We start from the raw sequence: 22,290 nt of genomic DNA on the forward strand, positions 1-22,290 counted from the left end.
CTCAGCCGCTCCCGACCGTTATCGTCGAGGAGTCCACCGAAATGGGCGAGTCCTCCGTGTTGCTGTCGCCGTCGTCGACCTCTTGGAGGAACAGCTCACCAGTGACGGTGTCGTCCGTATTTCCTGACGACTCCGTGTCGCTGTAGACGGTTACGTTGTAGATGTAGTAGCCGGGGTCGAGGTCGCTATCGAAGCCGACGTACGCCGGAACCGGGCCCTCCCCGGCTAAGTTCCCCGAACCGACCCGCTTGCTGACCGTCTCATTTACGACCGTCGCGCCCGTGTTCTTGTTCGTGATGGTCAGCCGCACGTCGCGCTCGTCCCCGACGGTGCCGCTGTTTTGAACTTTGACGTTCATCCGAGAGATGCCACCGCGCCGCTCGATTATCCCTCCCGTATCGTAATCTGACGTACCGATGTTGATGCTCGTGTCCCGGACCACCGAGACGGCCGACTCGCCGACGAACAGCCGGCGGTTCGAAGCGGTGACGTCCTCGGTCTCGACGTAGTACGTGTAGTTGCTCTTCGCCCTCGGCAGATCGAACGTCCGCGTCTTCGAGTTCCCGCTGGCGAGGGAGACGGACTTGCTCGCGACTTCGGTAAACCCGCCGCCGGCTGCATCGTCGTCGCGGACGAACAGCGTCACGTCCTGCGTGTCGCTGGCCGCGCCGGTGTTGTAGATCTTCACCGTCGCTTCCGGCGCGTCGTCGACGTCAGCGGTGGCCGGACCGCTGACGCTGACGAGGAAGTTCGCGGCCGGCGGGTCACCGATGGTGACGAAGCCGGAGCGCTCACTCGCGGGCGTGCTCGACGCCGTCGCGTCGGTCGTCCACTCGTACGTGCCCGTCGAGTGCGCGGTATCGAGACCGAATGAGACCGTCTCGGACTCGCCGGGGCCGAGGTCGTCTACGGATCGCACTCCCTCGTCGATACCCGCGAACGTCGCCCGAACGGGCGTGCTTCCCGACTTCCCCCCGAAATTGGTGACGGTGACGTCAAGGTCCGTATCCTCGCCCTGATTGACTTTACTGGGTACGTCGACGTCGGTGATTCTGAACTTCGCGGGTTCCTGTACCGTCCGCTCAAGCGAGACGACGCGGAACGTCGCGACGGCGTCGTTGTAGTCCGGATCACCCGACCTATGCGCGTTGCCCGGGCTGGCGTCTTCCTTCGAGAGCTCGTAGAGGAAGACTCGCTCGTCGTCGGCCAATTGGAGTCTACCGTCGTCGCTCACTTTCCCGCCGAGCATGTCGTCGATACCCAACTGTGCGACTCCCGCCTGCTGGTAGGCGGGTAACTCGTCGCCGTCCCCGAGAATGACGACGTTCTCCGAGTTGGAATCGCCGTCGATGGCGATGCGTTCGGGGCCTCGGTCGTCACATTTCCACGCTGGGATGTCGTACAAGCGCCCGTTGTCGTAGACGTCTACGTCTTCGTGGATGACGTCACTGTCCACGTACCTGTCACAGTAGTACGAGCGAGCAAATAGAGAGAGGTTCGAATCGGGGGCTAACGTCAGCCGTTCCGTATAGATGTCAGGATAGTCTTCGTTCCTCATCCGGCGTTCTGCCTCGGGATGGTTGACGTCTCCGTCCTCGTAGTCCTCCCACAGTAGTCGGCTGTATTCACCTGTCTCGTTCTCAATCCGCAAATGCATCTCCACGGGTGCGCCGAAAGTGTAGCCGTTATAGTACCCTTCTAGCTCTGCCCCGTTCATCTCTATCTCCGCTCTGACGCCTTCTTCGACGGTTATTTTCCCGTCATCGCTATCGATCGGCTCCCACCCGTCGTGGACCTCTAAATTCTGATACAACGAGGTGTTCGCGGTCGAAATCCGGAGTTTGTTGTTGCCGTAATCGAACTCCTCGTGGTTGGCTGTAACCGTCCACGCCGCGGTCCGATTTTCGTTCGGCGCGAGCGTCAGCGTCTTCGAAGCGATAGTTGCCCCCGTCGAGGCGTTCGCGATACGGACGGTCTGGGTTCCCGAACTCGAACCGGTGTTGTTCACGCGAACGTCGAAGGTGGTCTGATTGCCCATCGCGACCGGGTTCTTCGAGATGGTCGACCCCGTGATGACGAAGTTGGCCGCCGGTGACGGGCCGACGTAGAAGTTCCCGGTTTGGGTCTCGTTCGGCGTCTCGACGGTGTAGGTGTAGAGACCGTTCGTGTGTGCGCCGAAGGTGTGGCTCACCGTCGCTATCTGGCTCTCAGGGGGGCCCGCGAGGTCGCCGTTTAAGTCCATCGTCGTCGTCGATTCCGCGACGAGCGCTCCAGTCGACCCGTTTTCGATGCGAACAATCACGTCGTCTTCGATGGTCTGCCCGCCGGTGTTTTTCACGTCCGCGTCGACGGCGACCGCGTCGCCCTCGTCGGCGTTCGTCGGCGGCGACACCGATTGGATGCTGAAGTATCCCGCCTCGCCGACGGTGAATGGGTCTACCGCCTCCGTGTTCGATGCGAGGTCGCCGCTGAACTCCAGTCGGTATGTTCCGGTGTCGCTCGTCGGCAGTTCCTCACCGACGTGCACGGTTTTCGTCCCCTCCGGCGGCACCGAGACGTTCCACGTCGCTCGCGGCGTCCCGTCGACGGTCATCGTGAGCGTCTCTATCGCGGTCATGTCACCGGCGTCGCCCGGACCGCTGTTCTCGAGCGTCACCGTCGCGCTCGACGGCTCGGCTCCCAGATTCACACCGCTCGGAACGGACACGGACGAGATTCGGGCATTTGGATATCCGTCCTGACTGTCGAACGCGACCTTCTGATGTGCCGTCTCGTCGGCTATCACGGTCAGATTGTGCGGGTTCCCGTCGTCGACGATTCGGCTGTTCGGGAGCGGCTGAGTTACCGTCGTACTCTCCCCACCGTCGAGCGTCACCGACTGCGAATCGTACGTCGCGTTATCGTAACTGAAACGTACTGGCCTCGTCGCCCGTAACCCCCCGGTATTCGTGACCGTCGCCGTTACTTGTGGCTGACTCCCCGGACTCCGCATGATACCGACGTTCGAGACGGCGTAGTGGGGGTCCGAGACGTCCCCGAGTTGGAAGGTGATCTCGACGGTGTCACCGGGATTGACAGTCCCGGTGGGATTGACCGAGACGCGCCGATCGTCGTAGTTGTTCCGCGCCCAATTCGCCCAGCCGCGCGCGTAGAGACTGTCCTCTATCTTCAGCGTCGCGTTCTGAACGTTCGAGGGCTTACAGACGAACCCGATCGGACCGGTTCCCGGCGGCGGTGCGGCGTACGTCCCGTTGGTGTAGAGCGCACGGCTCATGTTCCGCTGTTGGATCTGCTGGGCGGTGACGTTGCGCTGTGCCCGAATCTCGCCCGAAGAAGTGATCTGCCCGTTGATGTCGACGAACGCGACCGACAGCGACCCGTTCTCGTAGGTCACGTCCGGCGGCGAGGACATCGTCGTGCCCGCCTCGGTCAACCGCCAGACGCCCCCGCCCTCGTAGCCGACGTTCTTCCCGCTCTCCTCGTACCGGATGCTACTGAGATCGCGTGCGCCGCTAGAACAGGTCGCGTTTTCGTTCAGCGTGAGGTTGTACGTCGGGTCGTGTGAGACCGATACCTTCCCGTCGACCTCGTCGGGGATATCGAACGACGCGTTGCCGCCGCTCGACTGCTGGAACACGCTGTCGATCTTGAGCAGCGACTCCTCTGCGATCTCGGTGTTTGCGTCCTGGTTCACGTCGCTGATCGTCGCCCACCCGGCGACGAGAACGACGACGACCCCCACCGTCGTGATACCGATCAGCAATACGACAGCCAAGACGTTGGAGACGCCACGCTCTCCCCCGACTGACCGGCCTCCTCCAATCATTCTATGCAACCACGCTATCGACTGACAAAAACCCTCCGGTGAAAATCAAATCCAGACAATACCGGAAGTAACCGCGTCTTACCGCCCGATATGTGGCGGGTGATAATTCCCCGCAGAAGACCTGTCCGACGAGATTGACACAATCTTCTGGGCAAACGGATTCCAAGCCGGTGATATCCGAGACAGGTCCATCAGTGAAAGTCGGACGAACGAAACGGAGAATCCGTCTCTCGGCCCGTTAGAGTGGTTTTACGAACACACTTCGCTGATTTCCGAGCGCCGAAGTCCGATTCCGATCGGCAGGCAGAAGGCCAACGGCTGGTGAGGCGTCTCGACCTGCTCGGTGAGTCGCGTCAGTTCGTCGTCCGATAGCCACACCCGTTTCTCGTCGTCTTGTCGTAGAGAACGCAGACGGACTCGCCGGGATTGAGCAAACCCGAAGGGTTTGCGATGTTCGGCGAGTGCACGACTGAGCGAACTCAGTGAGCGAAGGAAGTGGACTCGCCGGGATTTGAACCCGGGGCCTACGCTCACGGTCGCTACGCTCCCTCCGCGTGGGGTGTATGCCAACCTGAATGGATCTATCTGGGTGTACGACTCCGTTGACACCCAACAATGAGCCTCGAACCATACGCACCACAGGAAGCCGTCACAGACTTCCTCGAAGACCAGAAAGAAGGACAGGCAAAGAACACCGTACAGAACTACAAATACGCTCTCCGTCCGTTCGTGGACTTCTGCCACGAAAACCAGATAGAGAATCTCAACGACCTCACCGGACGACGACTCAAGGAGTTCAAGACGTGGCGTGGCAAGCAGGTGAGCCTCACCACGCTTCGAAACCAGATGTGGACACTCAAGAAGTTCATGCGCTACTGTCAGGCTATCGAAGCCGTACCTCACGGACTACCGATGAAAGTGGAAAGCCTCGTGCCTCAAAAAGACGGTAACGACTCGCGAGACGAATTCATCGAGGCGGAGACAACTGACGTGATTCTCGACTACCTCGAAAAGTACGAGTACGCGTCACTCCGACACGTCACGTTCCTGCTTCTGTGGCGAACAGCGGCACGTCAGGGGAGTATTCACGCCCTCGATGTGGACGACCTCGTGGAAGATCCACCGATGCTGAAGATACGTCATCGTCCGGATACCGGAACTCCGCTGAAGAACAAAGCCCACGGTGAGAGGAACGTCCCGCTATCGAAAGAAGACGTGGAGGTGGTGAAAGACTACCTCGAAATGAACCATCCCGGTGAGACGGACAAACACGGACGAAAACCTCTGTTAATGGGTCGGTCAGTCCGTGCGCAGAAGACAACGATTCAGCGAAACGTCTACACGCTTACGCGCCCTTGCCACTATGGGCAAGAATGTCCCCACGACCGCGATCCCGACGAGTGTGAAGCCACGACCTACAATACTGCCAGTAAGTGTCCATCGAGCGTGAGTCCTCACTCGATTCGGAAGGGCCGGATTATGTACCTACTCGATAACGACGTGTCCATCGAGGACGTGTCCGACCTTGTCAATAGCGGGTACGACACCATCAAGCAGTACTACGACAAGCGCTCGAAGACGGAAAAATCCGAGAAGATACGACAAACGATGCCTGACTGTTAGCTCGTTTCTTGAACCGGATTTGAACGTCTAACCCCTGGGTTCAGCCCGGGAGATAAACCTTCCATTTTTGGATTTATAGACTGCTGTCTGTCGATTTCCGGTAGTTATATGCACTTGCATCCCATTATGTACAGTAGAGGCTTTTTGCCGCGACCACCCCCGCAATAGTGGTGCGGAACTCATTCTCATGTCCACAGACACATCTACAGCAGCAGGACTATCGCAAAACCTCACTCTCGAACAAATCCGATTTCGTCTTGGCGACGTGATACGGAAGGCATTCAAACACCCACAAACGGCACTCATCGAGGCGCTACCGGCTTCAGGTAAGAGTTACGGTGTCCTCAAATGGGCGGCTGAAACAGGCAACCAGATCACCGTCTTCGCTCCACGGCACGAACTCATGGACGAGTATAAGAACTGGTGTGCGGAAGACGACCTCGACCTTTCGGTTGCACGGCTTGCTTCCTTCCACCGCGACTGTGAGAGCGTATCACTTGACGAGAAGGGAAACCCGGCAGATGAACTTACGGAGAAGCTACTCTCGATATACCGACAAGGAATCAAAGGCGAAACAATCCATCAGAAGGCCAGTAAGCTTCTCGGGGAACAGCTGCCCTGTCTGGAACATGGAGAATGTCCATACATCGAGGGGATTAACATCGACCCCGAGTCATACGATGTTCTTCTCGGACACTATCTCCACGCCCACCAGACTGACTGGACGGAGGAACGCTACGTCGCTATCGATGAGTTTCCCGGAGACGCTTTCGTACAAGAGTACACGGGGAAGGTTCCACCAGCAGTAACCGCATACGTTGAAGAGGAGGACCTGCTTCCCTTCCGTGACTACGAGGAGCTGCTTGAACGCCAGTCCGAGTTTCAGGAAGAAGTTGAGCTGTGGAAGCAAGAGGTTTGGTCGCACTACGATTCCAATCACGTACTCAAGTCCAAGAATTCGTCTGCACACGCTCTGGGGCCGCTAATGACGCTCGCAAATCTGGAGAAAGAGAGGCTGGATAACCGTTGGCGACACGCTGATTTGGGGAACGGGAAAGTTGCGGCCCGTAATACCGAACACGAATGGTCATTCCTCCTTCCGCCGAACCTTGGGGAAGCAGAGAGTGTCGTGGCTCTCGATGGGACGCCAGTACTCGAACTGTGGGAACTCGTGATGGGGACGGAAATAGAACGGTTTCCGCTCCTTGATGATGGTGACAGGCAGGTATATCTTGAGGATGTTCTCGGGTTGGAAATCGTGCAGACTACCGAGAACTGGAACGCCTATCAGGGCGGAGATGGGGTTTCTCCGACGGTCGATATTCCCGTTGTGGAGAAATTGAACGATCTCCACGACTCTACTCCGGGAGTAATCACCTCGAAGGAGGGGCTAAAACAGTACGAAGGTCGCGGACTGAACTCCTTGGCATCGAGGACGGAAAACTACGGGAACCTCAAGGGCAGCAACAGTTTCGGGACTACACGGCTCGGTATCGTCTTGGGGAATCCACATCCTGGGGACGATGTTGTGAAGAAGTGGGGCGCACTCGCCGGTTACTCCGTTGAGCGACACGAGGGGACTTCGGGGAAAGATACCGACTACGGATACTTCGGTAACCGTGTCATGGAGGCACTGATTCGGAACGAAGTCCTTCAGGCAGTGATGCGTTTCGGACGAAAGGAGGTAGAGGGCGAGAAGGGTGCGACTGTGTACGTCCACACGTCAGCTCTACCGGACTGGGTGGAGCCAGAGAAGCGAATCGTCTCCGTTGACTCGTGGATGACGCAAAAAGACGGTATGAAGCAGGTAATTGAGGCTATACGTGAACTTGACAAGCGGGACATTCGAGACTGGAAGACTGGGGACGTAGCTGACAGAGTTTCCATCCATGCGCGGTATACCCGAGAGCATCTCAAGAATCTCGTCGAACAGGGCTATCTCGAAAGTTGGCAGGGTGGTCGTGGGAATGCTTTCCACTTCTCGAATGTATGTGTCGAGGAGGCCCCAGAGTACGGCTACGTCGAGTTCACCGAGTAGCTTCGGAAGGATGGCTATGGTGTGTTACATCGAGGGTTCTGAAACCGTGTAACAATACATCGAGGGTGGGATTGTATCCGTAGGAGACTCCCGAACACGCAGATCGGTTTAGCCGTGTAACTCCTTTGGACAGTGAGACGAGTATTCAACCGCCTCGATGCATGAGAACTCGAAGAATGATCTACAACTGAACTATACAACCAAGTCTCTGTCTCGAAACGTCGGGTAAGAGACTATCTCGACGATCTTGTGAATGCAGGTTACAATGAGTTCGAGAGCAAGTGGGGTCAAGGCTCAGCGAAACACTACTCGAACATCTGTCTCGAAGATATTGGAGAGTTCGGTCACGTTGAGTTTGGCGGGTAGGTTTCGGAAGTCTGGCTAATGGGTAGTATAGGGAGACTTCCGAAACGCTCAGATCAAACTCTCCATACACCTGTTTTTTCACATTCTGCTCCAACGCCCTCAATGCATCTTTCCACCTACAAAGTAGTCGATGTTTCCTCTGTCAAAGGACTAACTCACCCTCAGAGGCATATCTGTAAATGCTTCTAATAAGGAGGGTAGCTTCGATTGCTTGACTAAGACTGACCTCTGGAGATGTTTTCCATCTCTCTAATTGTTCTGCATCATCCCCATGCGCACCGCCTTTATTCCGCAATTCGGCAAAGGCAAAAATGCGACGTTTGTGTATCTTTTTAATTAAATTATCACCTTCTAAATGGTTGCCAACTGGAATTATTCCGGACCCAGTCGAATAATCACGACTATCACTTCCAAAGGTATCCCCAACATTCCTCAGAAAATCTTCAAAAGCTCTTCCAACAGCACTAATTGATGCTCTCGGGTCACTGGCATGTTTAAGATATGCATCTGTTAGGTCTTTTTTGGTATCTTTATCAACAAAATTCATTATTTCATCTCCAAGAATTTCGTCAAGGTACACTCGAATTTCGAGTTTTGAATCCAGAGCATCTCGTAATTGTTCGATTGAGACTGTTGAATTTGCGGGGATCTCGCGTATTTCGACAGCCAAGTTTCCGTCTTCTGAGAGAACATCTGAGAACTCCCCCAGCCGTTCGAAGTACTTTTGCAAATACTCTCGGCTCTTAGCTACATCATACGCCGAGTGGACTTTTTGTGCGGCCTGTTTTGAAGTGTATCCTTGGTCTATGTATGACGCATAATCTACAAACGGTTGATGCGAAACTAATGCCTCTTCAATGATAGCACCTCTCTCGTCGGGTGAAAGTTGTTGAATAAGACTATCATATCGGATTGCAAGACCAACGTTTTGTTCGCTGGCAATGATATTCAGCTCTCGAAGTACCTTGATCGACTCTCTGACTTTCCTTGTTGATTCCCCAGTAAATTCTGAAATCTGTTCTTTAGAAGCGTCCTCTCCTAATTCAGAGATGGCAAATACTACTTCGACTATGTCCTCTGGTGGAACCTGATACGATGGGAACATTTTATCCCTCACTCAGACTGAATCGCTTCAATGAATTTGATAACTTCTTCACTCTCCCAGTCTGTTGAAGAGACCTCAATATTCACCTGAACTTCAATAGATTCACCGGCTGGTGTATCAACTATCTCTTTTTCAACAACCTCTTCAACGGATTCGCTTGGTTCTGACTGCTCGGAATTCCCATTCTTTGATTCCCCGTTCATAGCCCCATCTATATCTTCGTCTATCTGACTCAGTTCTGTTTGTTTTGCACTGTCGTCTTTCTCTTCTTCACTATTATCGGGATCGCCCGATTTCCCATCAGCGGAGATGCTTTCTACAAACCCAGTGTACTCATCATTAATTTCCAGTCTCGTTGGATAACTTCCTTGCCCTCGTTTGTATGTCCCGAGTCCAGCAGCATCTAAGACTTTCAAGAAAACTCCAGAAGCAGATTCTATTGTTCGGTCACCCACACCAAAGTCAAAATTAATTCCAATTTGTCTCATTACCTTATCACGTGTTAGATAGCGCTTCTCACCACTCTCATCTAATTCATTACCTACGATCTCCAGAAGTTCATTATAGAATTCATTCTCTCGGATTATCTCTCGGAAGATGTCTGTCTCTTGTCCCTCATCAGGACCATACCCAATCATCTTTCCGCGTTTCGTAGGAGTGTATTTCCCATTCTCATCTTCTTCAAAGAACCCAAGCAAAACTGCTGCTTCGAGATTACGATTGAATGTGGAACCCTCTAAATCATCTACTATCTCTTCAAGCTCCTCATCACCGGATTTAGATACGTCCCGACATTCTTCGCATAGCATTCTAATATTTTCTACTGTAGCGTCATATGGTGGCTTGTTAATTGCCATGCGATTTGTAAGTAAATGAGTGGATAAATAGATGTGGGAAATAAAACAGGACATCAATATTTACATTTCTGGTGGTAGGTTAATTTATCCCTCAAACTGGATTTCCGCGTATCGCTGTCGTTAGTGCGCCCGCCCGTACCAACAATGTTGTATCCTGATGGGTATATTAGGGGCCACTAAGTTCTCCCCCCGTTCAATGCGTTGGATTAGAAGGAGTCTGATCGAAGCCGTTTATCAACTTAATCACTATAATACTACAATCTGTTCTTATCCGGTACTTATTTTATAACACATATAATAGTATACATTATGCATAGACGAGCATTCCTTTCCCTTTCGGCTCCGATACTACTCGCGGGTTGCTCTACGCAATTACTATCAGAAGCAGGGACTCAGTCACTTGGAGAGACCGTGACCTACGGAGATATTGAAGTTACAGTAACAGATGCCATGACTTCAAACACGGTCACGATTGACGACAATACAAAGAAGTCACCATCAAACGGTATTTTTGCCTTATTCAAGATTTCAGCTCATAATACAGACGTTGCAGAGCATGATGGTCCGTATGTGAATCCGGTAAACTATGAGACATTAGAAAAGGAAGATGGTGTTATCTATAGAGGCGGGATTAATGATATTCGAGTCTTCGGGAGCGGAGAGGGTGGACACCTACCCGAGCTTAACAGATTGTCGGAATACAATGGATACGAACTCGGCATAGTTGGACATAAGTTAGAAACATATCCGTCAGGTAATTACCGACCCAATATCGCCGCTAATGATACTGTCTCTGGCTGGGTTGTTGGTATGATAAAATCAGATCAAACGCCACAACTAAAAATCAACTGGAAAGGAAAATCAACGATGTGGGCTGTTGACTCACAGACAGACCTATCAACACCTACACCACAAGGAGAAGTGATTACTTTATAATACAGATAGGTGATTTGTATAATGCCCAGAGAAATTGCACATCTGGTCACTCAACACGCACCCGCACACCTCAATGAGTTATTTACCGCCGTTAAAATGCAAGCCATATCTCTATCTGACTGTTCTTTCTTATGCGGTGTGTGACAGAGTTCCAAACCAGTTGGGATACAATGCTGAAGTGTCTTCAAAATCGAGATCGCCGTCGCCTACTGGTAGCTCTACTTGGCTGTGATTCTGAGGAACATATTACAGTTCCTGAGGATATTCATACGGGAGAGAGAGAACTAAGCAGGTTACAGATTCAACTTTACCACAGTCATCTCCCGATGTTAGTAGATAGAGAATATATTCAGTGGAACAAAGAGAACCATATTGTTGAAAAAGGACCGAATTTTGACGAAATAGCGCCATTAGTCGAGCTAATACATCAGAACCAAGACGGGCTTCCAGATGACTGGATATAGCCTATCAGACGAAACGCAATATCTGACTCTTAGCTGAAAAATTCGCATACGGAGTTACCTAATACTCGCTCGCGCGCACCGATGAATGTTCTAACCGGGGTAAAGATGCATCGAGCCGGTTAGTACTCTCCACCTCGATGCGTTGTTACTCTCCCTTTCAGCACGGCGCACATATACACAAATACACCACTTCGAAAAGTCGAGTGTACGAAATCCGGATACGGCAAGGGGATGGTGAGGTGACGGTGGGACCTAACAAGGGACGTTTCTAACGGGTAGAAGCGGTAAAATACACGCTGAACGGTGTATGGACTTTATAAAGGAGCCGTGCCCTCCGTCGAATGTTGACGGAGAGAACTCAGATGGACTCGCCGGGATTTGAACCCGGGGCCTCTCCCATGCCAAGGGAGTGATCTACCGCTGATCTACGAGCCCGCCTTGCATGCTTCAGTATCCGATGCCGTTTCTTAAACCCATCGAAGCGGCGGAGACGTGCGGACCGGTGGCGTAGCGCACTCTCGACCGAGAGCGCCGCAACGGATAAGAGCATCCAGTACGACAAGTTGTCAGGTACCACCGACTTGGTGGCGGCAAGGGATCCATGTACGGCAAGCGTAGTGCGAGAGAGGGGCCACGCGGCCGACGGCAGCGTAACTGCAGACCGGAGCGGCGAGACTGATGCGGGGGCAGACCACGCTCGATTTCGCCATCGGGATGAGCCTCTTTCTCGCCGTGTTGTTGTTCGTCTTTCTGTTTATCCCCGGCATCTTAGCGCCGTTTACCGAGGGGACACAGGAGGAGACCGTCGTCTCGAACAGGGTGGCCGACCAGCTCGCGAAGAGCGTTCTGGCCGACCCCGACGAGCCGTTCGTACTGGAGGAGTACTGCACCGTGGCGTTCTTCGACGGAGCGAGTCCGGGACAGTGCAGCTACGGCTCGGGATCGGTCGAATCACAGCTGGGATTAGACGAGAACCGGCAGAGTCTGAACGTCACGGTCCGCGGGAACGTCTCGGCGGCGGGGTCGGGGGACGACGTGCTCTGCTGGGACCGCGACGAGCCGGATACGGGGCTCGTCGAAGCGGGAACGTCCGCGTGTGACGGCGGCGACGTCGTTCTCACGCGAGGCGACGCGCCGCCGAAAGCCAACGACGCGTCGGTGACGGCGTCGCGCGTCGTCGCCCTTGACGGGCGAGACGTGACCGTCTCCGTGGGGGTGTGGTGAGATGCGGGGACAGGCACACACGCTGGAGGCGACCGTCGCGGCGCTGCTGTTGCTGACGAGCCTCATCTTCGCGTTGCAGATGACCGCCGTGACGCCGCTGTCGGCCAGCACGTCCAGTCAGCACATCGAGAACCAACAGCAGGCGGTCGGGCAGGGCGTGCTCGCCACGGCGGCACGGACCGACTCGCTGAAGCCGGCGGTGCTCTACTGGAACAACAGCACGAGAGAGTTCCACGGGGCGAACGAGGACCTGGGGTACTACACGAGCGCGCCGCCGAACAACACGTTCGGGGGGATGCTGGAGCGGTCGTTCAACGACGAGGGCATCGCCTACAACGTCTACCTGCGGTTTCAGAACCTCGACGGCGAGTCGATCACGCGCAGGTACGTCTACAACGGCGTGCCGAGCGACAACGCCGTGACCGCGACGCGGACGATAACGCTCGTGGACTCGGACCCGCTCTACGACGAGGACGGGGTACCCACCGCGACGAGGCTGCGAACGGAGAACGTCACGTATCCGATCCCGGACACCGGTGACAACCTGCACAACACGGTCAGAGTGGAGGTGGTCGCGTGGCGGATCTGAGAGGGCGGGAGCGCGGACAGCTGCTCCTCGTCACGGCGCTGGCTCTCGCGGTCGTCTTCGTCGCGCTGGCGCTCATCGTCAACTCCGCCATCTTCTCCGAGAACCTGGCGAGTCGCGGCGAGACGGCCGGGAGCGACGACGCCCTGGAGATGCGCGGGATGGTCGAGACGAACGTCGGCGACGCCGTCAGAATCGCCAACCGGCAGAACTACAGCGGTGACCTCGATGGGGCCGTCGAGGACGCCGTGAAGAATACGAGCGGGCAGACGGAGCACCAGGAAGTGCGGCGCGGGCGGTTGGTGAACGTCGCCGTACAGGGCTCGACGGAAGGAGTGCGCATCGCTCAGAACGACTCCAGTTCGTTCACAGACGACAGCAATGCGACGAACTACAAAGTCGTCGGCGGCGTAAAGCGAGTCGCCGGCGGCAACGGCACCCGCGCGTTCCGCATCGACGCGACGAGTATCGACGACGGGAGCGGGACGCCCTTCGAGGTGAAGGTCAACGAGTCCGGAGCGACCGGCAACGAGAACAGCTGGCGGATGCAGATCTGGACGACCGCGGCGGGCGGCGACACCGTCCACGTCCGGACGCTGCGTAACGAGAGCGGCACGACGACACAGGAGGCCTGTGAGGTCACCGTCGACAGCGACAGTCCGACCTACCGCATCGACGTCACTCGGGGGACTATCGACGGCGAGCCCTGCGACGCGCTCGGGACCGCGCCGAGCGGCGAGAACTTTCACTTCGGGTCGGGCACCGGCGTCGGCACGAGCGACGAGTACGACGTCTACTTCCGGAACGCGAGCCAGATAGAGGGGAACTTCTCGATGGTCGTCCACGACGACGGGGGACTGGACCTCCCGCTCGTCGACGGCGTTCTCGGCGGCGGTCAGCCCTACGAGACCGACGCGCTCTACGACGTGACGGTGCGATACGAGTACAGCACGGCGGACATGCGCTACGAGACGGATATAAGGGTCGCACCGGGTGAGCCGGATGTCTGATACGCGCGCCGTCTCGACGGCGCTCAGCTACACGCTCACGATGGCGATCGCGGCCATCCTCGTCTCGGGGCTCCTCATCGCGGGCGGGGATTACGTCGACGACCGGCGCGAGCAGGTCATCCGAAACGAACTCACGGTCATCGGCCAGCAGGTGGTCTCGGACCTCCACCGAACCGACCGCTTGGTCGTGGCCGGCAGCGGCTCGGTGACCGCGAGCGTCGAGCAGCCGTTCCCGGAGCGAGTGGCGGGGAGCACCTACCGGATCGAACTGGATCCCGGCGGTCCGGCCGTGGTCTTGCAGTCGACGAATCCGGAGATCGAGGTGACCGTCGACGTAGAGACGGAGACGCCCCTCTCGGCGTCCACCTCGGACGGCGGCGTCGTCGAGATTCGGTACGACGACGGGTCCGGCGAACTGGAGGTGCGGGATGACTGAGCGGAGTGACCGAGCCGTGAGCGAGGTGCTCAGCTACACGCTCATCTTCGGCATCGTCGTCGCCTCCATCGCGCTGGTCTCGGTGACCGGCGTCGGTGCCTTGCAGGACACGCGCGACGCCGAGCAGATGGACAACGCGGAGCGCGCCTTCGACGTCCTCGCGGACAACGTCGCCGACATCCACCGCCACGGCGCGCCGAGCCGAGCGACCGAGGTCAGCCTCGGCGAGGGGCAGTTGGTGGTCGCCGACAACGTGACCGTCACCGTCAGCGTCGACGAAGGCGGTGGATTCACTCCCGTCGGTAGCTGGACGGTCCGCCCGATCGAGTACGGCGGCGTCGACGACCAGACGCTCGCCTACGAAGCCGGCGGGGTGTTCAGGACGACCCGCGGCGGCGGCGTTCGCGTGCGGAAACCCCCGTTCGTCGTCTCGAACGAGCGGGTCCTGCTCCCAGTTGTCGGTCTCAACCGACCGAGCACGCAGAGCCTCGGCGGCTCGACGGTCCTCGTCCGCACGAAGGAGGAACGGACGGACGTCGTCTACGCGGACACGAGCAACGCGGTCGACGGCGTGCGGATGACGATAGCGAACTCGCCGCGACAGTCGCTCTGGGAGGAGTACCTCGTGGACCGAGGATTCACGTGTAGCTCCGTGGGAAGTGGTATCCAGTGCGAGTACGCCCCCGGATCGATAGACCGCGTCTACGTCGTCTATCACGACATCTCGGTCGAGATCGACCAGTGAACGGACCGCAGGAGAGAGAAACCCTTCGGTCAGGCGCTCGTGACGTTGACCTCGTTGACCGACGCGTGGATGTACGTGACCTTCACGACGGAGTCGCTCCGCTCTAGGACGCGTTCGGTTCGCAGCGCCTCGTCGTAGTGGATGCTCCCGCCGTTCCCGCCGTCGATGGTGGTCGTCCCCGTGAGGACGCCGCCGAAGATCTCGCCGCCGTCGAGCGTGACGCTCCCGGTGCCGGCGTTCCCCGGCGGGGCGTAGATGACGCCGACGTACTTCGCGAGGTTCCCGCCGGACCCGCTTCCGAGCTGTGCAGTGAAGTTGTCCTTCCCGTACATGCGGAACTGCGGCGCGTCGTCGCCCGCGTTCGTGACGGCGCTGTTCGACCCCATGTAGAAGTGCCGACCGCTGCCGTCTGTGCCGGCCCCGCCCACGTAGACGCTGGCCTTGCCGTCGCCGACGACGGTGATTTTCGCCTGGTCGTGGAGGTAGACATTCTCCTCGACGACGAGGACGACATCGCCGCCAGTGGTGTCGAGGACGACTTCGTTGTCGCTGGGGACGGTGAGCTCGTCGAGATAGTAGACGCCCGCGTCGAGTTCGGCCGTGTCGGTCGCCCCCGCGTTACCGAAGTCGACTTCGCCCGCGGTGACGTTGCCCGTCGTTCCGTTGTCGTTGTCGGCCGCGACTTCCTCGACGCGCGTCCGGATGACGCCGTTGACCGCCGGTGCCTCTTCGATACCGCTGATCTGTTTCAGGCTGCCACCGCCGTACGTGATGCGGTCCCGGCAGTGCGCGAGGCTCCGCTCGCAGTTGTCGGTGTAGCTGATGTTGCCGTAGACGTACGGCTTCCCGCCGCCGTTGCCGACGTAGACGGTGCCGCCCGAGACGACGTCGCCGCGGATGTCGTCGCCGCCGGCCCCGTTGCTGATGTCCACGTCGCCGCCGTAGACGATGTCGCCGGCGTGGCCCGGCGTCTGCGCGCAGTAGCCGTCGGTAGTCCCGCTGGAGTTGTAGCTGTTCGTGTAGACGCTCGGGCTACACTGCGTGTTCGTCCCGCCGTTGATCTGGAACGAGCCGCTGGCGGACAGGCTCGCCGTCGCGGAGGTGATCCGGGTGTTCTGGAGCGGCGTTACGAGTGTCAGCGTGACCCGGTCGTTCGCGTGGTCGTACTGGACGGTCCCGTCGGTCCGCGTCTCGAAGTACTGTCCCCACGCGCGGTAGTACGTACTCGTCACCGTGACCTGCACCTTGCCGTTCTCCATCGGGTTGGTGAACGCGCTGTCGATGCGCTCGTTCGGGTAGTACCGCGTCGAGTTATTGTGCGTGATAACCGCTCGCCCGTCGACGCGCTCGTCGCCGTCGACGGTCACGAGCGGGAGCGTCAGCGTGGCCTCGCGGTAGTGGAACTCCGGCGGCGAGATCATCACCGAGTTGCGGCCGTCGTCAGAGCGCCAGACGCCGCCGCCCTGATACGCGACCGTCGACCCGTCCGAGAGCTCGTAGACGACCGCGCCCATCTCCGTCGAGAACACTGTCCGCTGTGCCCCCGTCGTCGTATTCTCGTAGGAGAGCGTCAATTGGCCGGCGTCGCTATCGACGAGATACCCCTGCCTGCCGGGCACGCTGATATCGACTTGCTGGACCTCCGAGTCCCCCAGCGCGACGAGCGCCGCCTGCGAGTCCAGCTGCGTCATCGTCTTCTCCATGCGTTCGCTGTCGAGGCGGTCCTGCGTGTCCGTGATGGCCGTCGCTCCGAACGCCACCAGCGCCGTCGTCGAGGCGATCACCAGCGCGAAAACGAGAACGAGTCCGAGCGGTCCCGTCTGCCCTCGCCGCGCTCCAGTCGTCCCCGACCCTCTGTGCATGACACACTATTTGCTTATCACTCGTGATAAACTCGTCGGCGAAACTATCGAATCTGGTACGCAGAGCGAAGCCAGACCGTTCGGAATCGGGGACGATACCCACACGCACCGTTACTCGGCGGTGATGGTGACGCCGTTCGTCGAAGCGTGGACGTACGTGACCGCGGGCGCCCGCGAGGACCGCTGGACGGTCTCGGTGTTCGAGAGCGCCTCGTCGTAGTGGACGTCGAAGTTGTTTATCGTCGTCACGTCGCCCACGAACGCGCCGTAGATTCCGCTGCCCGAGGAAGCCGACGACAGGTCCAGTTCGACTCCCGGATCGGGTCCCCGTCCCGGCCCGTAGATGACCCCCGTGTAGCTGACCTTGCTGCCAAATTCTGCCGTCGCGTGGGGGTTCGCGTACACCCAGAACTGCGTCGCGTTCTCGCCGCCAGTACGGACCTCCCGGTTACCGTTCCGTCCCTCGATCGAGAGGTCCCCCTGCAGGTAGACGTTCACTCGGCCGTCGCCGACGACCGCGATCTCACCGCGGTCTATCGCCAGCTCGCCGTCGACGTAGACGTCGATGTCACCCTCGCTCGTATCCAACACCAGCGTCTGATCCCCGCCGACGACGAGGTCGTCGAGGCGGTACGCGCCCGCCGAGAGCACCGCCGTCTCCGCCGGACCTGCCGCGCCGTACTGAATCCGCCCGGCGCTCACGGTGGCCGTCGCCGCGTTGTCGTTCGCGTCCGTTGCTCGGAGCGTCTCCCCCCGTGCGTCGATGAGACCCCCGACCGAATCCGGTCCCTCGATGCTGGCGTTAGCCGCCCGCCAGTTGTCGGGACCGGCGTCCCAGTTGGTCCCCGGCGGGTCCGGTGAGAGCCCCTCACCGTAGGAGATGTTCCCGCCGTGGAGACGACCGTTCGGGTGGGTGAATCGAACGGTTCCGCCGATCTCGACGTCGCCGTAGATGTCGCCCTTCTCGATATCGAGGTCGCCCGCAACCAGCAACTTCGCCGCGCCCCCGGACGGCGGCGGGCCGCCATACCCGCCGGTCGAAGAGTCGTATCCGTCCATGAGGACGTTGTTCTCGACGGTCATCGTCGATTCCGGCGATCCGGAGACGACGCCGGCAGTTATCGCGGGCGGTCCGTCGGAACGGTCAGGAGGAGCGTTACTCGGCCGTTCGCGTGGTCGTACGTGACGTCGCCGCTCGTGCGCGTCTCGAAGTACTCGCCCCACGCGCGGTAGTACTCGCTCTGGACGGTCACGGTCACCGCTCCGTCGTCCAGCGGGTTCGTCGCCGTCGCGGTCGGATAGTGTCGGGTCGTCCCGTCGTGCCTGACGACCGCTCGGCCGTCGATCGAATCGGCTCCGCTCACGGTCACCAGCGGAACCGTCAGCGTCGCGTTCCGATAGCTGATCTCGGGCGGCGAGACCATCTCCGCGCGCCCGTCACCGCTGAGCCGCCAGACGCCGCCCCCCTGATAAGCGACCCGACTCTCCGCTCCGTCGTAGACGAACGCCCCCATCGTCTCGTTGAACACCGTCGTCTGCGTCCCCGCCGTCGTATTCTCGTAGGAGACGCGCATCCACCCCGCTGTCTCATCGACCTCGTACGTTCCCCGCCCCGCCCGCTGGAGGGTGACGGATTGAACGTTGGACCCGCCGAGTGCGACGAGTTCGGCCTGCGAATCCAACTGCGTCATCGCCCTCGCGGACCGCTCGGTCTCCAACTGCGACTGCGTCGTAGAGAGCGCACTCCCGCCGATGGCGGCCACCACGATCACCGTGACGGCGACGACCGCCAACAGCAGTGCGAAACCGACGACCGGACTCTGTCCCCGGCTTCCCGTCGCCGCTCGCCCGATCGACATGGCGGGTATCGCTTGGTTCGCTCGGGTATAAGAGACGCCGCACTGTATCGAGCGCCGAAACCCGCTCGCGCTCGAACCGCGAGCGACGCTACTCGTAGCTCACAGTGGTCTCCGACGCCACCGGTCGAAGGAGATACCGACCGCGACCGCTTCCCGGAACCGGAGCGAAATTCGCAGTGAATCGCGTCCGTTCGCCGGCCCGTATTTCGAAGGGGCGATCGAACTTCAGTGCGGCGTCACCAGGGGTCGAAACCATCGCCGTCTCGCCGCCGCTGAGAGTCGCTTCGACCGACGAGACGCCGAGTTTCAGATAGGCGTACTCGCCGGTCGCGAGCTCCTGTTCCGGTGCGAGCGTCGACGTCGAGCCGACCAGTTCGACGAGATTCACGACGGCGTCGTCGAGTTTGAACACCAGTTCCGAACCCACGTGTTCCTCCGTCCCGTTCGTCTCGTCGGCCGGGAGGACCCGGAGTTCGCTCAGCGAGACGACACAGGAGGTAAAGTCGCTGATCGCCCCCGGCCGGTCGCTGACGTAGGTAGCGAGCGTTCCCGTCGGCGCGTCGCTGCCACACCCGGCGACAGCGACACCGGCCGCGGCGGCACTACGGAGGAACGCGCGTCGATCCATGACCCGTCCTGTGCTATCCCGGCCCAAAGTTCTACCGCCTCGGCGAGATGGAAACGGTTTAGTCGCGCCGCCGACGACGGAGAGACGGGAACAGCGCGACCGCAAATCTGACACGCCGTGGGATTCCACGGCTCGGGATTGCGGCCGTGTTCGGCATCTAACGGTGCCAATACGCCTCGCTACCGGCAGCGACGAGCGGTTCGTGCGGTTCCAATCTCACAACTATGGCACGAATGCATACCCGCCGTCGCGGCTCGTCCGGTTCGGACAAGCCCGCGACAGACGAACCCCCGGAGTGGAGCGACGTCGACGCCGACGCCGTCGAAGAGCGCGTCGTCGAACTCGCCGAGCAGGGCCACTCGCCCAGCGAGATCGGCCTGAAACTGCGCGACGAAGGCGTCCAGGGCACACCCGTCCCGGACGTCAAACTCGCCACCGGCAGGAAGGTCACCGAGATTCTGGAGGACAACGACGCGAAGTCCGACTTCCCCGAGGACCTCCGTAACCTGATGGAACGCGCGGTCCGCCTGCGCGACCACATGGACGAGAACCCCGGCGACCACCAGAACAAGCGCGCGCTCCAGAACACGCAGTCGAAGATCCGACGTCTCGTCGATTACTACCGCGGTGACGAGATCGACGAGGACTTCACCTACAGCTACGAGACGGCCGTCGCACTGCTGAACGACGAATAATGTCGGCCACCGGTCGGGAACAGCCGTCAGCCGCCGCCCCCAGCGACGTCGCCGCGACGCTCGCCGAGGCCGCCTTCGTGCGCCTCGTCAGCGACGCGACCGGCGACGCGCTCGCCGGGACCGGCGTGCTGGCGCGGGCACTCGACGCCGCCGGAACGCCGTTCCAGGCGAGCGTCGTCGCCCCATTCACCGACCCCGACCGAACGACGGAAGCCGACGTGACCGTCGCCGTCGGCCGCTCGCCTTCGAGCGCCGACCACGCGCTGTCGACTCGTCCGGCCGCGACGGCCTTCGAGATAGCCCGCGAACTCGGGACCGCGACCGCCTCGCCGCTCGCCCTCGCCGGCACCATCGCCGGCGGCGAGCTGGACGGGTCGGTCGCCGAAGCCGCCGAGCAGGCCGGGCTGGAGCGCCGCCCCGGCCTGTCGATTCCGACGGCGGACCTCGCCGACGGTCTCGCCCACTCGACGCTCCTCCGCGCGCCGTTTTCCGGCGACGAGGAGCGGACGCGGGCGACGCTCGCGGAACTGGACCTCCCCGCCGAGCCGACCGACGACGACCACCGGCGCGTCGCGTCGCTGGTCGCGCTCGCGGTCACCGGCGCGGACGACGCGCCGCCGCGGGCGGCCGACGCGGTCCAGCGCGGTCTCCGCCCGTACGCGGGCGGTCCCTTCGAGACGATCGGCGGCTACGCGGACGTCTTGGACGCCGTCGCTCGGGAACGCCCCGGCGTCGGCATCGCGCTCGCGCTCGGCCACGAGGGCATCCGCGAGGACGCCCTCTCGGCGTGGCGAACGCACGCCCGCCGGGCGCACGCGGCCGTCACCGAGGCGACGACCGGCCGGTACGACGGCCTGTTCGTCGCGCGCGGCGACGCGATGCCGGTCGGCACCGTCGCCCGCCTCGTGTCCGACTTCCGCGGGCCCGAACCCGTGACGCTCGTCGTCACGGACGGGGAAGCGGCCGCCCGCGCCGCCGACGGCCGGGACCTGACCGCGACGATGCGGGCCGCGGCGGACGCCGTCGGCGGCCGAGCGGTCGAGTGCGGCGACTGCGTCCGCGCGCGGTTCGACGTGCCGACGTCGGAACTCATCGAAGCGTTCCGGGAGGCACTATGACCGGGAAGCGAGCCGAGATCCGCACGACGCACGGCTCGCCCGCCCGCGCCGCGACCGTCGCGGCCGCGGTGTCGCCGGACAACACCGACCAGATGACCACTCGCGTCGACGGCGACGCCGTCGTCACTACGGTCGAGCGCGACTCGACGGGCGGCTTGCAGTCGACGGTCGACGATTACGTCGTCAACCTCCGGGTCGCAGCACAGCTAGCAGACCAACCCACACAATCCAACCATGAGTGAACGAAGCGTCTCCAAGCGCAAGCAACAGAAGCGGTGGTACACCGTGCAGGCTCCCGAGCAGTTCGACCGGGAAGTCCTCGGTGAGACACCCGCAGACGAACCGGACAAGGTGCTCGGTCGCACCATCGAAACCACGCTGGGCGAACTGAAGAACGACGCCAGCGAGAACAACACGAAGCTGACCTTCAAGATCAACGAGGTCGCCTCCGACTCCGCGTACACGGAGTTCACCAAGCACGAGCTGACGCGGGACTACCTGCGCTCGCTCGTCCGCCGCGGCTCCTCGAAGGTCGAGGCCTTCGTCACCGTGCTGACGACGGACGACTACCGCGTCCAGATCCAGCCCGTCGCGGTCACGACGAAGAAGGCCGACGCCTCCCAGGAGAAGGCCATCCGCCGCACGATGATCGACCTCGTCGAGGAGACCGCTCGGGAGCGGACCTTCGAAGAGGTCATCGACAGCGTCGTCGAGGGCCGCCTCTCCTCGGCCATCTACGGCGAGGCCAAGGAGATCTATCCCCTGCGCCGCGTCGAGATCCAGAAAGCGACCCTCGAAGCGCGCCCCGAGGAAGTCGCCGCGGAAGAGGAAGCGACCGTCGACGTCGACGAGGAAGACGTCGAGGTCGAAGACGCGTAAGCGCGCTTTCGCGCGAGCGGTTTCTCGCGGTAC

At 59.9% G+C, this 22,290-nt stretch carries 20 protein-coding genes and 1 tRNA gene; 13 read left to right on the plus strand and 8 right to left on the minus strand.

Going from position 1 to position 22,290, the window contains the following annotated elements; translation table 11 throughout:
• Position 1 precedes the first annotated feature (1 nt).
• Positions 2 to 3,826 (minus strand): DUF7289 family protein, encoded by a 3,825-nt coding sequence (locus tag GO488_RS17615; RefSeq protein ID WP_162319163.1) that lies wholly within the window; start codon positions 3,824 to 3,826, stop codon positions 2 to 4.
• A 615-nt stretch (positions 3,827 to 4,441) separates the two neighbouring features.
• On the opposite strand from GO488_RS17615, the gene GO488_RS17620 reads away from it, so the two are divergent.
• Entirely contained in the window at positions 4,442 to 5,449 is a 1,008-nt protein-coding gene (locus GO488_RS17620) for a tyrosine-type recombinase/integrase (protein ID WP_162319164.1), read from the plus strand.
• A gap of 187 nt (positions 5,450 to 5,636) precedes the next feature.
• Positions 5,637 to 7,487, plus strand: a complete 1,851-nt coding sequence (locus GO488_RS17625) for a hypothetical protein (protein ID WP_206674435.1) — start codon at positions 5,637 to 5,639, stop codon at positions 7,485 to 7,487.
• A 508-nt stretch (positions 7,488 to 7,995) separates the two neighbouring features.
• Here the strand turns inward: GO488_RS17625 and GO488_RS17630 are convergent.
• Positions 7,996 to 8,970 (minus strand): hypothetical protein, encoded by a 975-nt coding sequence (locus tag GO488_RS17630; protein WP_162319165.1) that lies wholly within the window; start codon positions 8,968 to 8,970, stop codon positions 7,996 to 7,998.
• Positions 8,967 to 9,815 (minus strand): hypothetical protein, encoded by an 849-nt coding sequence (locus GO488_RS17635; protein WP_162319166.1) that lies wholly within the window; start codon positions 9,813 to 9,815, stop codon positions 8,967 to 8,969. The genes GO488_RS17630 and GO488_RS17635 overlap by 4 nt, the downstream gene beginning before the upstream one ends.
• Positions 9,816 to 10,226: 411 nt before the next feature.
• Here GO488_RS17635 and GO488_RS17640 point away from each other — a divergent pair, with 411 nt between their 5' ends.
• Together GO488_RS17640 and GO488_RS17645 are read left to right on the plus strand one after the other, a co-directional pair.
• On the plus strand, positions 10,227 to 10,751 hold the full coding sequence (locus GO488_RS17640; protein WP_194242925.1) for a hypothetical protein: 525 nt from the start codon (positions 10,227 to 10,229) through the stop codon (positions 10,749 to 10,751).
• A gap of 140 nt (positions 10,752 to 10,891) precedes the next feature.
• The gene (locus GO488_RS17645; RefSeq protein WP_206674436.1) at positions 10,892 to 11,215 is read left to right on the plus strand and encodes a transcriptional regulator; all 324 of its coding nucleotides are present in this window, start codon (positions 10,892 to 10,894) and stop codon (positions 11,213 to 11,215) included.
• Positions 11,216 to 11,578: 363 nt separating this feature from the next.
• Here GO488_RS17645 and GO488_RS17650 read toward each other — a convergent pair.
• Positions 11,579 to 11,650: transfer RNA gene (locus tag GO488_RS17650), tRNA-Ala, on the minus strand.
• 243 nt (positions 11,651 to 11,893) lie between these two features.
• Here GO488_RS17650 and GO488_RS17655 point away from each other — a divergent pair.
• Genes GO488_RS17655 through GO488_RS17675 form a run of 5 tightly spaced genes read left to right on the plus strand, consistent with a single transcriptional unit; the run spans position 11,894 to position 15,216 of the window.
• On the plus strand, positions 11,894 to 12,439 hold the full coding sequence (locus GO488_RS17655) for a DUF7287 family protein (RefSeq protein ID WP_162319167.1): 546 nt from the start codon (positions 11,894 to 11,896) through the stop codon (positions 12,437 to 12,439).
• 1 nt (position 12,440) lies between these two features.
• Positions 12,441 to 13,028, plus strand: a complete 588-nt coding sequence (locus GO488_RS17660; protein WP_162319168.1) for a DUF7288 family protein — start codon at positions 12,441 to 12,443, stop codon at positions 13,026 to 13,028.
• Positions 13,016 to 14,035, plus strand: a complete 1,020-nt coding sequence (locus tag GO488_RS17665; protein ID WP_241692969.1) for a DUF7261 family protein — start codon at positions 13,016 to 13,018, stop codon at positions 14,033 to 14,035. Before GO488_RS17660 ends, GO488_RS17665 begins: the two co-directional genes overlap by 13 nt.
• Positions 14,028 to 14,471: a DUF7266 family protein gene (locus GO488_RS17670; protein WP_162319169.1), complete on the plus strand. Its 444-nt coding sequence runs from the start codon at positions 14,028 to 14,030 to the stop codon at positions 14,469 to 14,471. Before GO488_RS17665 ends, GO488_RS17670 begins: the two co-directional genes overlap by 8 nt.
• Positions 14,464 to 15,216: a DUF7289 family protein gene (locus tag GO488_RS17675; RefSeq protein ID WP_162319170.1), complete on the plus strand. Its 753-nt coding sequence runs from the start codon at positions 14,464 to 14,466 to the stop codon at positions 15,214 to 15,216. Before GO488_RS17670 ends, GO488_RS17675 begins: the two co-directional genes overlap by 8 nt.
• A 29-nt stretch (positions 15,217 to 15,245) precedes the next feature.
• Here GO488_RS17675 and GO488_RS17680 read toward each other — a convergent pair whose 3' ends face one another.
• From GO488_RS17680 to GO488_RS17695, 4 genes are all read right to left on the minus strand, one after another.
• A complete protein-coding gene (locus GO488_RS17680; protein WP_162319171.1) occupies positions 15,246 to 17,078 on the minus strand; it encodes a DUF7289 family protein in 1,833 nt (610 codons plus the stop codon).
• Positions 17,079 to 17,189: 111 nt separating this feature from the next.
• Positions 17,190 to 18,161: a DUF7305 domain-containing protein gene (locus GO488_RS17685; protein WP_162319172.1), complete on the minus strand. Its 972-nt coding sequence runs from the start codon at positions 18,159 to 18,161 to the stop codon at positions 17,190 to 17,192.
• A 35-nt stretch (positions 18,162 to 18,196) separates the two neighbouring features.
• Positions 18,197 to 18,937: a DUF7289 family protein gene (locus GO488_RS17690; RefSeq protein ID WP_162319173.1), complete on the minus strand. Its 741-nt coding sequence runs from the start codon at positions 18,935 to 18,937 to the stop codon at positions 18,197 to 18,199.
• 88 nt (positions 18,938 to 19,025) lie between these two features.
• Positions 19,026 to 19,565 carry a DUF4382 domain-containing protein gene (locus GO488_RS17695; protein WP_162319174.1) on the minus strand — a complete coding sequence of 180 codons (540 nt, stop codon included), beginning with the start codon at positions 19,563 to 19,565 and terminating at the stop codon, positions 19,026 to 19,028.
• Between the two features lie 224 nt (positions 19,566 to 19,789).
• On the opposite strand from GO488_RS17695, the gene GO488_RS17700 reads away from it, so the two are divergent.
• Genes GO488_RS17700 through GO488_RS17715 form a run of 4 tightly spaced genes read left to right on the plus strand, consistent with a single transcriptional unit; the run spans position 19,790 to position 22,257 of the window.
• Entirely contained in the window at positions 19,790 to 20,260 is a 471-nt protein-coding gene (locus GO488_RS17700) for a 30S ribosomal protein S15 (protein WP_162319175.1), read from the plus strand.
• On the plus strand, positions 20,260 to 21,378 hold the full coding sequence (locus GO488_RS17705; RefSeq protein ID WP_162319176.1) for a hypothetical protein: 1,119 nt from the start codon (positions 20,260 to 20,262) through the stop codon (positions 21,376 to 21,378). The genes GO488_RS17700 and GO488_RS17705 overlap by 1 nt, the downstream gene beginning before the upstream one ends.
• Positions 21,375 to 21,620 (plus strand): KEOPS complex subunit Pcc1, encoded by a 246-nt coding sequence (locus tag GO488_RS17710; protein WP_162319177.1) that lies wholly within the window; start codon positions 21,375 to 21,377, stop codon positions 21,618 to 21,620. Before GO488_RS17705 ends, GO488_RS17710 begins: the two co-directional genes overlap by 4 nt.
• Positions 21,613 to 22,257: a 30S ribosomal protein S3ae gene (locus tag GO488_RS17715; RefSeq protein ID WP_162319178.1), complete on the plus strand. Its 645-nt coding sequence runs from the start codon at positions 21,613 to 21,615 to the stop codon at positions 22,255 to 22,257. The genes GO488_RS17710 and GO488_RS17715 overlap by 8 nt, the downstream gene beginning before the upstream one ends.
• Positions 22,258 to 22,290: the final 33 nt, after the last annotated feature.

Source organism: Haloarcula limicola (genome assembly GCF_010119205.1).
GTDB classification, from domain to species: domain Archaea; phylum Halobacteriota; class Halobacteria; order Halobacteriales; family Haloarculaceae; genus Haloarcula; species Haloarcula limicola.

What these genes read in the sequence shown, in the direction of transcription:
- GO488_RS17615 (WP_162319163.1), bottom strand. Translation starts at nt 3,826, where the DNA reads ATGATTGGAGGAGGCCGGTCAGTCGGGGGAGAGCGTGGCGTCTCCAAC.
- GO488_RS17620 (WP_162319164.1), top strand. Translation starts at nt 4,442, where the DNA reads ATGAGCCTCGAACCATACGCACCACAGGAAGCCGTCACAGACTTCCTC.
- GO488_RS17625 (WP_206674435.1), top strand. Translation starts at nt 5,637, where the DNA reads ATGTCCACAGACACATCTACAGCAGCAGGACTATCGCAAAACCTCACT.
- GO488_RS17635 (WP_162319166.1), bottom strand. Translation starts at nt 9,815, where the DNA reads ATGGCAATTAACAAGCCACCATATGACGCTACAGTAGAAAATATTAGA.
- GO488_RS17655 (WP_162319167.1), top strand. Translation starts at nt 11,894, where the DNA reads ATGCGGGGGCAGACCACGCTCGATTTCGCCATCGGGATGAGCCTCTTT.
- GO488_RS17660 (WP_162319168.1), top strand. Translation starts at nt 12,441, where the DNA reads ATGCGGGGACAGGCACACACGCTGGAGGCGACCGTCGCGGCGCTGCTG.
- GO488_RS17670 (WP_162319169.1), top strand. Translation starts at nt 14,028, where the DNA reads ATGTCTGATACGCGCGCCGTCTCGACGGCGCTCAGCTACACGCTCACG.
- GO488_RS17675 (WP_162319170.1), top strand. Translation starts at nt 14,464, where the DNA reads ATGACTGAGCGGAGTGACCGAGCCGTGAGCGAGGTGCTCAGCTACACG.
- GO488_RS17680 (WP_162319171.1), bottom strand. Translation starts at nt 17,078, where the DNA reads ATGCACAGAGGGTCGGGGACGACTGGAGCGCGGCGAGGGCAGACGGGA.
- GO488_RS17685 (WP_162319172.1), bottom strand. Translation starts at nt 18,161, where the DNA reads ATGACCGTCGAGAACAACGTCCTCATGGACGGATACGACTCTTCGACC.
- GO488_RS17690 (WP_162319173.1), bottom strand. Translation starts at nt 18,937, where the DNA reads ATGTCGATCGGGCGAGCGGCGACGGGAAGCCGGGGACAGAGTCCGGTC.
- GO488_RS17695 (WP_162319174.1), bottom strand. Translation starts at nt 19,565, where the DNA reads ATGGATCGACGCGCGTTCCTCCGTAGTGCCGCCGCGGCCGGTGTCGCT.
- GO488_RS17700 (WP_162319175.1), top strand. Translation starts at nt 19,790, where the DNA reads ATGGCACGAATGCATACCCGCCGTCGCGGCTCGTCCGGTTCGGACAAG.
- GO488_RS17705 (WP_162319176.1), top strand. Translation starts at nt 20,260, where the DNA reads ATGTCGGCCACCGGTCGGGAACAGCCGTCAGCCGCCGCCCCCAGCGAC.
- GO488_RS17710 (WP_162319177.1), top strand. Translation starts at nt 21,375, where the DNA reads ATGACCGGGAAGCGAGCCGAGATCCGCACGACGCACGGCTCGCCCGCC.
- GO488_RS17715 (WP_162319178.1), top strand. Translation starts at nt 21,613, where the DNA reads ATGAGTGAACGAAGCGTCTCCAAGCGCAAGCAACAGAAGCGGTGGTAC.